This window comes from Nocardia altamirensis NBRC 108246 (assembly GCF_001612685.1).
In the GTDB taxonomy this organism is placed as follows: Bacteria; Actinomycetota; Actinomycetes; order Mycobacteriales; family Mycobacteriaceae; genus Nocardia; species Nocardia altamirensis.
Genome location: NZ_BDAY01000042.1, coordinates 14,272 through 27,752, shown reverse-complemented (window position 1 = coordinate 27,752; position 13,481 = coordinate 14,272). Strand labels below are relative to the sequence as shown.

General features: G+C 68.7%; 1 protein-coding gene (running past one end of the window). It reads right to left on the bottom strand.

The features are described 5' to 3' along the window. On the bottom strand, positions 1–13,481 hold the 5' portion of the coding sequence (locus tag NA11_RS44010) for a non-ribosomal peptide synthetase (protein WP_245746056.1). The gene continues 1,432 nt to the left of window position 1, outside the view; only the first 13,481 of its 14,913 coding nucleotides appear in the window; it begins with the start codon at positions 13,479–13,481; its stop codon lies beyond the left edge, outside the window.

The window sequence follows — 13,481 nt, the reverse complement described above, 5'->3', positions numbered from 1 at the left end:
TCGGCGGCGATGTGGTGCAGTACCGCGGCGAGCACGAAGTCGCTCGGCTCGGCAGCGCCGCTGATCCGGAAGAGGCGAAGTCGTACTGGCACTTCGGCGGTCACATCGAAAGGTGTGCTGACGAAGTCACGGATCCGGTCCTGTAGTTCGGCTTCCGAGACATGCACCGGCCACAGCGCAGGCACTGCCGCGGCCGCTGGCTGGATCACTTGCACCGGCGCACCGTCGAGTTCGGGGTATCGAGTGCGCAGCGACTCGTGCCTGCCGATCACGTCGCCGATCGCGGCCTGCAACGCCGCGACCGCGAGCCCGCCGGACACCCGCAATGCCCATGGAATGTGGTAAGCGACCGAGTTTCGATCGAATCGGTTCAGGAACCACATCCGTTGCTGCGCGGGCGACAGCGGGATCCCGTCCGGGCGTGCGCCTGCCACCAATACCGGACGTGCGTCGTCGTGGCTCGCGGACACCAGTGCCGCGAGGTCGGCGACGCATGGCGCGTCGAAAATCGCACGGACGCTGACTGTTCGCCCCAGCGCGGCCCCGATGCGCGCGGCCACCTTGGCCGCCAGCAACGAGCTCCCGCCGAGGACGAAGAAGTCGTCATCCGCACCCACCGGCGTGTCCGCCCCGAGCACCTCGCCGAAGATGGCGGCGATGAGCTGCTCGGCCATCGTGTCGGGCCTGCGATAGACGGCTGACTCGAAGACCGGCGCAGGCAGGGCGGCCTGGTCGAGTTTCCCGTTGACCGTCAACGGGATTCGTGCGACAGGCACGATCGCGGCAGGCACCATGTGTTCCGGCAGCCGACGCTCGAGCGCATGACGCAGCCCTGCGATGTCGACAGAGCCTGCGGCAGGGACCGCGTAGGCGACGATGCGCGGTTCGTCCACCAGGTCGGCGCGGACCACGACGACCGCCTCGCGCACCGCAGGATCGTCGAGCAGCGCCGCTTCGATCTCGCCGAGTTCGATCCGGAAGCCACGCAGGTTGACCTGCTGATCCGCCCGGCCGAGATATTCCAGATCACCGTCAGGTGTCCAGCGGGCGAGGTCACCGGACCGATAGGCGGGCGCACCGTCCGTCGCGTAGGGGTCTGCAACGAATCGGCTCGCGGTCAGCGCTGGTCGATTCAGGTAGCCGCGGGCGAGTTGCCCACCGGAGACATAGATTTCGCCGGGCACGCCGACCGGTACCGGCCGCAGCCGGTCGTCGAGCACGCGGACGATCAATCCCGGCAGGGCACCACCGATTACGCTCGCGGTCCCGGTGGTCGCGTCGAGGGGACGGTAGGAGACGTGCACCGTGGTCTCGGTGATCCCGTACATGTTCACCAGGCGCGGACCGTCGGGGTACCGGTCGAACCATCCGGCGAGGCGCTGCGGCTCCAGGGCTTCGCCACCGAAAATCACGTGCCGTAAAGCGAATTCGGCGGCATGCTGCGCGGTGCGGTCGGCGGCGATCAGCTGATAGAAGGCCGACGGTGTCTGATTGAGCACAGTGACCCGCTCGGCGACCAGCAGTTCCAGGAACTGCTGCGGGGAGCGCGAGGTGTAGTAGTCGACCACGACGAGCCTGCCGCCGTGCAACAGCGCGCCCCACAGCTCCCACACCGAGAAGTCGAAGGCGTAGGAGTGGAACAGCGTCCACACGTCCGAGGGCCCGAAGCCGAAGTGCGGTTGCGCGTTGTCCAGCAACCGCAGCACGTTGTGCTGAGGCACCACAACGCCTTTGGGTTTACCGGTCGAGCCGGAGGTGTAGATGACGTACGCCGTGTCAGCGCCATCCAGTGGCGCGCGCCGGTCGGCGTCGGTGATCGGTGCACCATCGATAGCGGCGGCGTCCATCGCGTCGACGTCGAGGACCGGGCCGCCGAACCAGCCGGGTGCCAACTCGGTCGCGGCGCTGGTGACCGCGCAGATCGGCCTGGCGTCGTCCAGGATGTACTCGATGCGGTCGGCCGGATAGGCCGGGTCGATCGGCAGGTAGCCACCACCCGCCTTGACTACCGCGAGCAGCGCGACCACCAACTCGACCGACCGGGGCAGCGCCACCGCGACCAGTGTTTCCGGGCCGACACCGGCGGCGATGAGACGGCGGGCCACCCGGTTGGACCACGCGTCGAGTTCGGCGTAGCTCACCGTGCGCCCGGCCGCCGTGACCGCGATCGCGCCCGGATCGACCGCGGCCGCCTTGGTGAACCGATCCGCGAGGGTGCCCGGCGTACCGGCCCGGTCGGCGCCGGTGCTCGCCCATTCGTACAGCGCCCGATGCTGTTCCTCGGCGCTGAGTAGTTGGATGTCGCCGAGCACCACGGTCGGATCGGCGGCGACGGCGGCCAGCACCTGGGTGAACCGGCGGCCTAGCACCGCGATCGTCTCCGGATCGAAAAGATCGGTGGCGTAGGTGATCTCGATGTCCATGCCGTCGGCGCGGCCGTCCCGGTCGTTCGCCTCGAGCACGGTGAACTGGAGATCGAATTTGGCGGCGGCCGCGTCGATCAGGCAGGACTGCACGTGCAGATCGGCAATCTCGCACGGCGCCAGCGCAAAGTTCTGAAAGGTCAGCGCCACCTGGAACAGGGGGTGCCGGTGCTTGGCGCGCGTCGGCGCGAGCACCTCCACCAGGTGATCGAACGGCACCTCCGCATGCGACAGCGCGTCGATGTCCTGGTCGCGGACGGCGTCGAGGACGGTCTCGAACCGGGCCCTGGAGTCGACGGTGGTGCGCAGCACCACCGTGTTCACGAACATGCCGACGAGATGATCCAGCGCGGCATCCCCGCGACCGGCCACCGGGGTGCCGATGGCGATATCGCTGCTGCCCGACAACCGCGCCAGCAGCACCACCAGCGCGGCGTGCACGGTGCTGAAAAGGGTGGTCTCGCGCTTGCGCGCCAATTCGCCCAGCTCGCTGTGCAAGTCGGAGTCGACACGCAACCGATGGGTCGCGCCACGATACGACGTCACCGCCGGGCGCGGTCGATCGGCGGGGAGATCGAGCTGATCAGGTAGGCCGTCGAGCGCATGCCGCCAGAAGTCGAGTTGCCGGTCCACATCGGCGAAATCCCGCTGCCACAGGGTGTAATCGGCGTACTGGACCGGCAGGGCGGACCAGCTGGGCACCCCTCCGGACCGCCGTGCCGTGTACGCGGCCATCAGGTCACGCGCCAACGGCCCGAGCGACCATCCGTCCGCGGCAATGTGATGAACGACCAGTGCGAGCACGTGCTCGGTATCGGAGACCGCGAACAGCACTGCCCGCACCGGTGTTTCCCTGGTCAAGTCGAAGATGGTCGCGGCAAGCTCGGAGAGTCGTTCGGCCAGTTCACTTTCGGTGACGTGCCGCACGGCCAAGGCCGGAACCGACTGCGCCACCGGCACGATCGCCTGTTCAGGACCGTCGGGGCCATCCGGGTAGACGGTGCGCAGGGTCTCGTGCCGGTGCACCACGTCGACGAAGGCCGCCGCCAGCGCGGCGATGTCGAGCGGTCCCGACAATCGAAGGGCGACAGGGATGTTGTCGACGGCGTCGCCGGGACCGTCCTGCTCGTCGGCCAGATAGCGATTGAGGAACCACATGCGCTGTTGCGCGGGCGCAAGCGGGATCCGCTCCGGACGCGATCGCGGGTGCAGCACCGCGCGACCGCCACGACCTTGCGCGGCCTCCGCGTGCTCGGCGAGCGCCGCCACCGTCGGCGCATCGAACAGCGATCGGACTGCCAGCTGCGCGTCAACGGCCGCGCCGAGCCGCGCCACCACCTGGGTCGCAGTCAGCGAATTGCCGCCCAGCGCGAAGAAGTCGTCGTCCAGACCGACCCGCGCCACACCGAGGATGTCGGTGTAGAGGGCGGCGACGATCCGCTGTACCGGGGTGAGCGGTGCACGGAACTCGGCGGACTCGAACACCGGTGGCGGCAACGCTGGACGATCCAGTTTGCCGGAGGCATTCACCGGGAGCTCGTCGAGCACAACGAACGCGGTCGGCACCATGTACGCGGGTAAGCGCTTGGCCAGGTCGTCACGCACCACGTCGAGATCCAGTGCGGCACTGGGTACGACATACGCGACCAGGTGTTCGCCCGCCGCAGTGTCGGCGCGCAGCACAACGACGGCGTGCGCGATCGACGGCATCGCGGCGAGTGCGGCCTCGACGTCGCCGAGCTCGATCCGCAGCCCACGCAGCTTCACCTGGAAGTCGGTGCGGCCCAAGTACTCCAGCTCACCGTGCGCGTTCCAGGTGACCAGGTCACCGGTGCGGTACATGCGCTCGCCCGCACCGAACGGGTTGGCCACGAATCGGTCACCGGTGAGGTCAGGGCGACCGACATACCCCCGCGCCAGCTGTCTGCCCGCCAAGTACAGCTCACCGACGACGCAGGCCGGGACTGGTTGCAGGCGCGAATCCAGCACGTACACCTGGGTGTTGAATACCGGGACGCCGATCGGCACGGTTCCCGAGTCGGTGTCGACGACCTCGTGGAAGGTCACATCGACCGCGGCTTCGGTCGGGCCGTACAAGTTGTGCACTGCGGCGTCGGTCACCGCGCGCAACCTGCGCGCAGATTCATAGGGCAGCGCTTCCCCCGAGGAGAAGACCAAGCGCAACGAATCACACTGTACTGCTGCGGACTCCGCCTTCCCCGCAGCGTCGGTCAGCGCATTCGTGAAGGCCGCGAGCATGGACGGCACGAAATGGATGACGGTGATCTGCTCGCGGGCGACGAGGTCCGCGAGATAGGCCGGGTCGCGATGACCATCCGGCCGCGCGACCACCAGCCGCGCGCCGACCTGCAAGGGCCAGAAGAACTCCCACACGGAGACGTCGAAGGTCGCCGGTGTCTTCTGCAGCACCGCATCGGCGTCGCTCAGCCCGTACTCGGCTTGCATCCACGCGAGGCGATTGACGATGGCGGCATGCGAGACCGCAACACCTTTCGGACGGCCGGTCGAACCGGACGTGAAGATCACGTACGCGGTGTTCGACGGACGCAGCGGCGCACGCCTCTCCGAGTCGGTCACCGGGCCGTCCGGGTAGCCGCACAGATCGAGCTCGTCGAGCACGAGCTCGGCGAAGTCGCCGAGCGGTCGGTGGGAATCCCGCGACGTCGTCAACACACAGACAGGAGAGGCGGTTTCGAGCACGGCGCGCGTGCGATCGACCGGATGATCCGGGTCCAAGGGCACATAGGCACCGCCTGCCACGCTCACCGCGTACATCCCGATCACCAGCTCCATCGATCGGCGCAGGCCGAGCGCCACCGGCGAGTCCGGCCCGACCCCAACGGAAATGAGCAGGCGCGCCAACCGGTTCACGCGCGCCGAGAATTCGGCGTAGGTCAGCTGGGCATCGCTCGTCACCGCAACCGCGTCCGGTGTCCGAGCAACCTGCACCTCGAACATCGACGACAGGGTCGCCGAGCACGCCGGCGCCGACAGCAACGCGTCCAGGTCGACCGACGTGGCGTTCCAGCTGCGCAGCAGCAGAGTTCGCTCCGCAGCGGTCAGCAGGTCGATGTCGCCGACCACGACCGTCGGATCGGCGACGACCACATCGAGCACCAGCCGCAACCGAGTCGCGAATGCCTCGACCGTCGCCGCATCGAAAAGATCGGTCGCGTATTCGAAGACCGCGGCGATACCGTCGGCAGACTCGGCCAAGGTCAGCTGCAGATCGAATTTGGCGGTGTTCGTGTCGATGTCGAGCTGCGTCGCTTCGAGACCCGCGAGTTCGATGGTCGTCCGCGCGGTGTGCTGGAAGTCGAGCATCACTTGGAACAGCGGGTGTCGCGCCGCGGTGCGCGGCGGCCGCAGCACCTCGACCAGCCGCTCGAACGGGACCTCGGCATGGGCGAAGGCGGCGAGATCGCCGGCACGCACCGCGGCGACCAGCGCGTCGAACGGCAGCTCCTGGCGTATCTCGGCGCGCAGCACGAGCGTGTTGACGAACATGCCGACCAGCTCGTCCAGCGCCTGTGCACCGCGTCCGGCCACGGGCGTGCCGAGCGCAATATCGCGCTGCCCGGACAGTTTCGCCAGCAGCGTCGCGAATGCCGCGTGACAGACCATGAACAGTGATGCGTTCGCCGCTGCCGCGATCTCGCGCAGCCGCCGGTGCGTTCGACCTTCGATGGTGAAGCCGTAGCGAGCGCCGCGCCCCGACATGCTGGCGGGTCGGGGCCGGTCTGCAGGCAATGCCAGCACATCAGGAAACCCGGCCAGCTCGGCTGACCAGTACTGAATCTGCCTGGCCAGCAACGACTCCGGATCATCCTCGACGCCAAGCGTCGCACGTTGCCACAGGGTGTAGTCGGCATACTGCACCGACAGCGGCGCCCAGTCCGGCGCGACACCGTCCCGTCGGGCCGCGTACGCCCGCATCAGATCCCGGGTCAGCGGCGCAAGCGACCATCCGTCGGCGCTGAGATGATGCATGGCGACAACCAGCACGTGCTCGTCGAAGTCGGTGCGCAACAGGGTGAGCCGAACCGGTGGCGCCAGCTCTACCTGGAACGGGATGGCCGCCTCGACGTCGAGCCGAGCACGGAGCTGCCCCGCCTCGACGGGCTCGGGATCCAGCACCACCGCCAGGTCCGACACCGCCCACACCAGCTGGCACGGAACACCCTCGGTAGCAGGGTAACTGGTACGTAACACCTCGTGCCGCGCAAAGACATCGGTGACCGCGGCAACCAGCACCGAGTGGTCGAGTGCACCGCGCAGCCGCACCGCGGCGACCAGATTGTTCGCCACCGAATCGGTATCGAACTGCTGGATGAACCACATCCGCTGCTGCGCGTAGGACAACGGAATCCGCTCCGGTCGTTCCGCCGCAACGAGATCCGCACGAGCGGTGCCGTCACCCGCGGCGTCCAACCGCGCAGCGAGCCCGCCGACAATCGGATGCTCGAAGAGCGTCCGCACCGGCACCTCGATATCGAGCGCCCCCGCGATCCGCGCCGCGATCTGCGTCGCCACCAACGAATTACCGCCGAGCGCAAAGAAGTCGTCGTCCAGCCCGACGCGATCGACCCCGAGCACTCTCCCGAACACCTCGGCAACAATCCGTTCGACCCGCGTGCCCGGCTCCCGAAACACCCCGGCGACAAGCACCGGATCCGGCAACCTCCGCCGATCCAACTTCCCTGCACCACTCAAAGGCATTGCCGCCAAAGGCACGTATGCCGTCGGCACCATGTACGAAGGCAGCACCGCACGCAAGCGCTCCGCGAGCCGCGCGCCGAGTTCAGGCGATGTCCGCCCGACCGCCTGCGTGCCGCCCTGGCAAGTCGCCGCGGCCGCATCTCGCCCGACCGGTTGTACGGCGCCATGTTCCACCACATAGGCGACGAGGAGTTCTCCTGCGGGATGGGCGAATACGCGGACGGCCGCCGCAAGCACCTCATCCAGCGCGAGCAACGCGGCCTCGATGTCTCCCAGTTCGATCCGCTGACCGCGCACCTTCACCTGAAAGTCGGCGCGCCCCAGATACTCCAGCTCATCGGTGCGGGTGTGGCGGACCAGGTCGCCGGTGCGATACATCCGGGCACCGGGCGGGCCGAACGGGTTTGCGACGAAGCGTTCGGCGCTCAGGTCGGCGCGGCCGTGATAGCCGCGTGCTACCTGGATCCCGGACAGATACAGCTCGCCGACCATGGTGTCGGGCACCGGGCGTAGCCGCTGGTCGAGCACCAGCGCGTGGCCCGCGAGCACCGGGCGACCGATCGGCACCGGTCCTCGACTGGCCTCCGCAATGGGCGCGTGGGTGGCATGCACCGTGAATTCCGTTGGCCCGTACAGGTTGTGTAACGATGCCCGGCTGACCGCACGGAATGCCGCTGCCGCCTCGCCGGTCATTGCCTCGCCCGCGACCAACACGGTGCGCAGCGACGTGATGGCGCGGGGCGAGACGGCGGTCGCGAACACAGTCAGCATCGACGGCACGAACGACGTCATGGTGACCCCTTGCGCGGCAATGGTGTCCGCGAGGTAAGCGGTGTCCTTGTGCCCGTCGTGCTCGGCGATCACCACGCGGGCGCCACGCATCAGCGGAGCGAACAGCTCCCACACCGACACGTCGAAGGTCGCCGGGGTCTTGAACAGCACCACGTCGCGTGGTCCGATGCCGTACTCACCCGCGATCCACGCGACCTGATTGACCACCGAGGCATGCGATACCGCAACGCCTTTCGGCTCTCCGGTAGAACCGGACGTGAAGAGGACATAGGCAGTGTTCGCCGAGCGGAGCGGCCCCCGACGTTCCCGGTCCCGGATCGGCACGCTCGAGTAGGCGGCATCGTCGACAGCATCGATCGTGAGAACCGCCCCGCCCGGCACCGACCCGATGTCGCCGGTCGCCGACCCGACTCCGTCCACGACGTCGACATCAAGCGCCCAGCCATCCGCGGATCGGGTCAACACGCAGATCGGTTGCGCCGAAGACACGATGTGTGCCAGTCGCACGGACGGCTGATCCGGATCGACCGGAACGTACGCGGCTCCGGCGGCGAGCACGGCGTAAGCCGCGACGACGAGCTCGAGCGAGCGCCGCATGCCGAGCACGACCCGGTCTTCCGGGCCGACACCCGCCCGGATCAACCGGCGGGCAAGCCGATTGACGTCGGCCGACAATTCCGCGTATGTCCGCGTCCGGTCGCCGTCGACGACCGCGATGGCGTGCGGCGTGCGCCGCACTTGCGCTTCGAACGCGGCGAGCAGGATGCCGTCGTTCGCCCGACGGGGGTCGCGCCCGCGTTCGACGGCCCGGCGCGTGCCCGCGGCGTCGAGCAGCGGGAGGTCCGCGACCACAAGGTCGATGTCGTCGATGATCGCGCGCAGGAACCGGAGGAACCATTGGGCGTAGTCGGCAATGGTTGCTTCGTCGAACAGATCCGTGGCGTAGGTGAACTCCGCGTTGATCCCCGCCGATGCCGGACCTTCCCCGAGTCCGGCACCGGCGAAGTCGTGCGTGACCGCCGAGCCCGCGCTGACCGTAGGGCTATCAGTGACCGTCAGCTGGAGGTCGAACTTGGTCACTCCGGTATCCAGCGTACTGGTGCCTGCCGACAAACCGGGCAGTTCGAACTCGATTGGTTCGGCATTGTCGTAGGCGAGCATCACCTGAAACAGCGGATGCCGTGCTTGCGAGCGTGGCGGATTGATGGCCTCGACTAGCTGCTCGAATGGCAATTCGGCATGTCCGAGGGCGGCCAGGTCGGCTTCGCGCACCCGAGCGAGCAGCGCCGCGAATGTGGCGTTGCGGTCGACCGGGGTGCGCAGCACGAGCGTGTTCACGAACATCCCGACGAGGTCGTCGAGCGCGCGGTCACCGCGACCGGCGACGGGGGTGCCGATCACGATGTCGGAGCTGCCGGACAGCCGCGCAAGCAAGGCCGCCAGCGCGGCGTGCAGCACCATGAACGTCGAAACCCCGTTGCCGCGTGCGACGGTCGCGATGCCGGTGCGCACCTGTGCGGGGAGCTCGAAACCGAATACCGCGCCACGTCCGGACGCGACGGCGGGCCGTGGTCGATCGGTGGGCAACTCGAGCTGATCCGGGGCGTCGGCCAAAGCCTGGGTCCAGTACGACAATTGGCCGGACAGCTGCGCCGCAGGATCGGTCGACGACCCGAGCAGCTCGCGCTGCCACAGGCTGTAGTCGGCGTATTGCACCGGTAGCGGTGTCCACTCCGGCGCCACATCGCGCAGGCGCGCCTGATACGCCGTCATCACGTCCCGGGCCAGCACCCGCAGCGAAAGACCGTCGGCGGCAATGTGATGCAGGACGAGTGCCAAGGCGCAGGTGCCGTCGTTCACCGCGAATATGCGGGCCCGAATCGGGATCTCGCTGGTCAGGTCGAACCCGAGGCCCGCGAAGGCGGCGAGCTCCGCCGCGAGGTCGTCGGCCCCGATGGACTCGGGTGCGCCACCGGCCGCCGCGACCGACAGCACCACCTGCCGCGCGGCGGCACCGGTGGCCTCGCCCGGCAGCAGCGCGGGAAATATCGTGCGCAGCACCTCATGCCGGACCACGACGTCATCGAGCGCGCGGCGCAGCGCACCGAGATCGACGGCGCCGCGCAGGCGCACCACGAACGGCATGTTGTAGGCCGCGCCCGCCTGCTCGAATCGATTCAGGAACCAGATCCGCTGCTGGGCAGGCGAGAGCGGAACCAGCGGCGGCCGTGGCCGCACCCGCAGCTGCGCGACCATGGGCGCGCCGCCGGCTCCGTCCGCCTGCTCGATCAGTTCGGCGAGTTCGGCCACCGTTGTGGCGGTGAACAATTCGCGAACGCCGAGCAGGCAGCCAAGGTCGGCGCCGAGCCGGGCGGCGACCTGCGTCGCCACCAAGCTGTTGCCACCGAGTGCGAAGAAATCGTCGTCCCTGCCGACCCGCTCGCGACCGAGTACCTCGCCGAACACCCGCGCGACCGCCTGTTCGGTCGGCGTCGTCGGTGCTCGATACGCGGCGGCAGCCCGGACGGGAGCGGGCAGCGCGGAGCGGTCCAGCTTGCCGGAGGCGGTCACCGGCAGCGCGTCGAGCACCACGTAGGCCGCGGGCACCATATAGCTCGGCAGCGCACGCGCGGCGGCCGACCGCAGCTGCGCGGCCCGCACACTGTCCGGCTCTGACTCGACGACGTAGGCGACCAGCTGCTCGCCGACACCGGCGTCGTCGCGCACCAGGACCACTGCCCTGACCACGGAATCGACCGCGCCGAGCACGGATTCGATCTCGCCGAGCTCGATGCGCAACCCGCGCAGCTTCACTTGGAAGTCGGTGCGGCCCAGGTACTCGAGCACACCGTCGGTCGGCCGACTCGGCGTCAGGCCCGCACTGCTCGTCGAATCGCTGCGCGAGGCCGGAACCCACCGCACCAGATCTCCGGTGCGGTACATGCGCGCGTGCGCCCCGTCGGGACCACCGAAAGGGTTCGCGACGAACCGCGCCGCGGTCAACCCGGAGCGGGCCAGATAACCCCGGGCGAGCTGTACCCCCGACAGATACAGCTCACCCGGTGCCCCGACCGCTACCGGACGTAGCCGCGAATCGAGCACATACAACCGGGTATTGAACACCGGCGCGCCGATCGGCACCGAGAGGGTATCGGTGTCGGCCACTTCATGAAAGGTGACATCGACCGCGGCCTCGGTAGGACCGTACAGATTGTGCAGCCGCGCACCGGTCAACACCCGCAGTCGCTGGGCGAGTGAGGCGGGCAATGCCTCGCCGGAGGCGAAGACCGAGCGCAGCGATGTGCGGCGCGCGAAGTCGTGATTCGCCAGGAACGCCTCGAGCATGGACGGCACGAAATGCACAGTGGTGACGCCGTACTCGGCGATGACGCCGCGCAGGTAGCCGGGGTCACGATGCCCGTCGGGCGCGGCGAGCACCAGCGTCGCCCCGATCTGCAACGGCCAGAAGAATTCCCAGACGGAGACATCGAAGGTGGCCGGAGTCTTTTGCAAGACAACGTCTTCGGCGCTCAACCGGTACGTCTCCTGCATCCACACCAGCCGGTTGACAATCGCCTCGTTGGTGACGGCAACGCCCTTGGGCAACCCGGTGGATCCAGAGGTGAAGATCACATAGGCCGGGTGCTCCGGTCGCAACGTGACCGTGCGCTCATGATCGGACACCCGGTCAGCGCCATAGTCCCCCGCGATCCGGTCGACGGGCACCGCCGCGATCCCCGCGAGCTCCGGCAACTCGGCTGCCACAGCGGTCAGCACACACAGCGGGCGCGCGGTGCCGAGGATGTGTGCGATGCGGTCGGCCGGATGATCCGGATCCAGCGGCAGATAGGCGCCGCCGGCCGCGAGGATCGCATAGATCGCGATGACCAGCTCGGGCGAACGCCGCAGGTGCACCGCGACCACGGTCTCCGGTCCGACCCCACGCGAAATCAGCTGCCTGGCAAGTCGATTGCTCCGCACCGACAGTTCGGCATAGGTCAGATCCTCGGCGCCTGCGCATCGCAGCGCGATCGACCGAGGAGTGCGCGCCGCCTGCGCTTCGAACAGCGCGATCAGCGTCGCCGAGGCACCCCGGTCCGACACCACCGCATCCACGTCGAACGCGGTGGCATTCCACATCTTGGTGCTGACCTCGAGCTCAAGCTCGGTGGTGACCGCGACGGTGCGCACCGGGGTCGCGGCATCGGCAGCGAGCAGCCGCTCCAGATATTCGACGAAACGCGTGTGGTGCCGCGCGATGTCATCGGCGCTGTAGAGGTTCGGGTTCGCCTCGAAATCCACGTGCACGCTGTCGCGTTCGCCGTAGTAGACATTGAGGCCGAGATCCTCGACCGGCCCGGTCGACAGCACGTGGTAGTAGCCGACCGTCTCGCCGAGGGTCAGGTCGTTGCGGAACAGCATGATGTTGGCGAGCGGACCGAACAGCGTCCGCTGAGTCGGCCGGTCGCCGAACTCCGCGTCGCGCCTGATGTCCTCGTGCCGGAAGCGCTGGTGCCGCAACGCACCTGCCACCGCCACCCGCGTCGCCCGCAGCAGCTCACCCCACGTGGCCGCGCCGACCGGCAGCCGCAGCGGCACGATATTCGACAGCATGCCCGCCGAGCGCCGCAGCGCCGCCGTGGTGCGCGCGGTCACCGGCAGGCTGAGCACCGCCTCGTCCCGATCGGTCAGGCCGCCGAGATATCCGGCGAACGCGGCGAGCAATACCACCGCCGGTGTCGAATCCTGGCTGGCGGCAAGGAGGTTCAGCCGGTCGACGAGCGCATCGGGCAGCGCGGCCCCGGCGATCAGGTTGTTCGCCGCCCGCGCCGCGGTGCGCCCGTCGAGGCTGGTGACGCCGTCCAGCCCGGCCACCTGCTCGGCCCAGTGCGCACGGTCGGTCGCGTACCGTGCGCTGTCGCGGTAGCCGAGCTCGTCGCTCAGCAGCGCGGTCAACGTGCTCGGTCGCACCGCGGCGGGTTCGGTGCCACGCATCCGCGCGGTGTAGCGCTCGGCCACCCGCATGGTGTTGGTCAGCGCGCCGTACCCATCGAGCACGATGTGATGGGACCGCAGGTACCAGAAGAATCTGCGCTCAGCCACCCGCAGCACCGCGCCGGCGAACAGGCGATCGGCAATCAGGTCCACCGGCGCGCTCGCGTCCGAGCGCATCCACTCGTGCGCCGCCGCAACCGGATCGGGCTGAGTGCGCAGGTCGATCAGCGGAATGTCCACCGACAGGCCCCGATCGACGCATTGGTAGGGCACCCCACCGGAGGCGCCGAGCCGGACGAGCACCGATTCGTACTCGCGGGCGGCCTCGACCGTGACCTGCTGCAGCACCGCCACCTCCAGCTCACCCCGCACGTCGACGTACTGCGCGATGTTGATCGGCACCGCCGGATCGAGCTGCTGCGCGTACCAGATTCCGAGCTGCGCGGGCGTGAGCGGAAAGGTCTGCGGCGTCGGCGCCGCGACGGCCTCCGGCGGCCGCGCACCGAACCCACCCAACTCCGTACCGGGCAC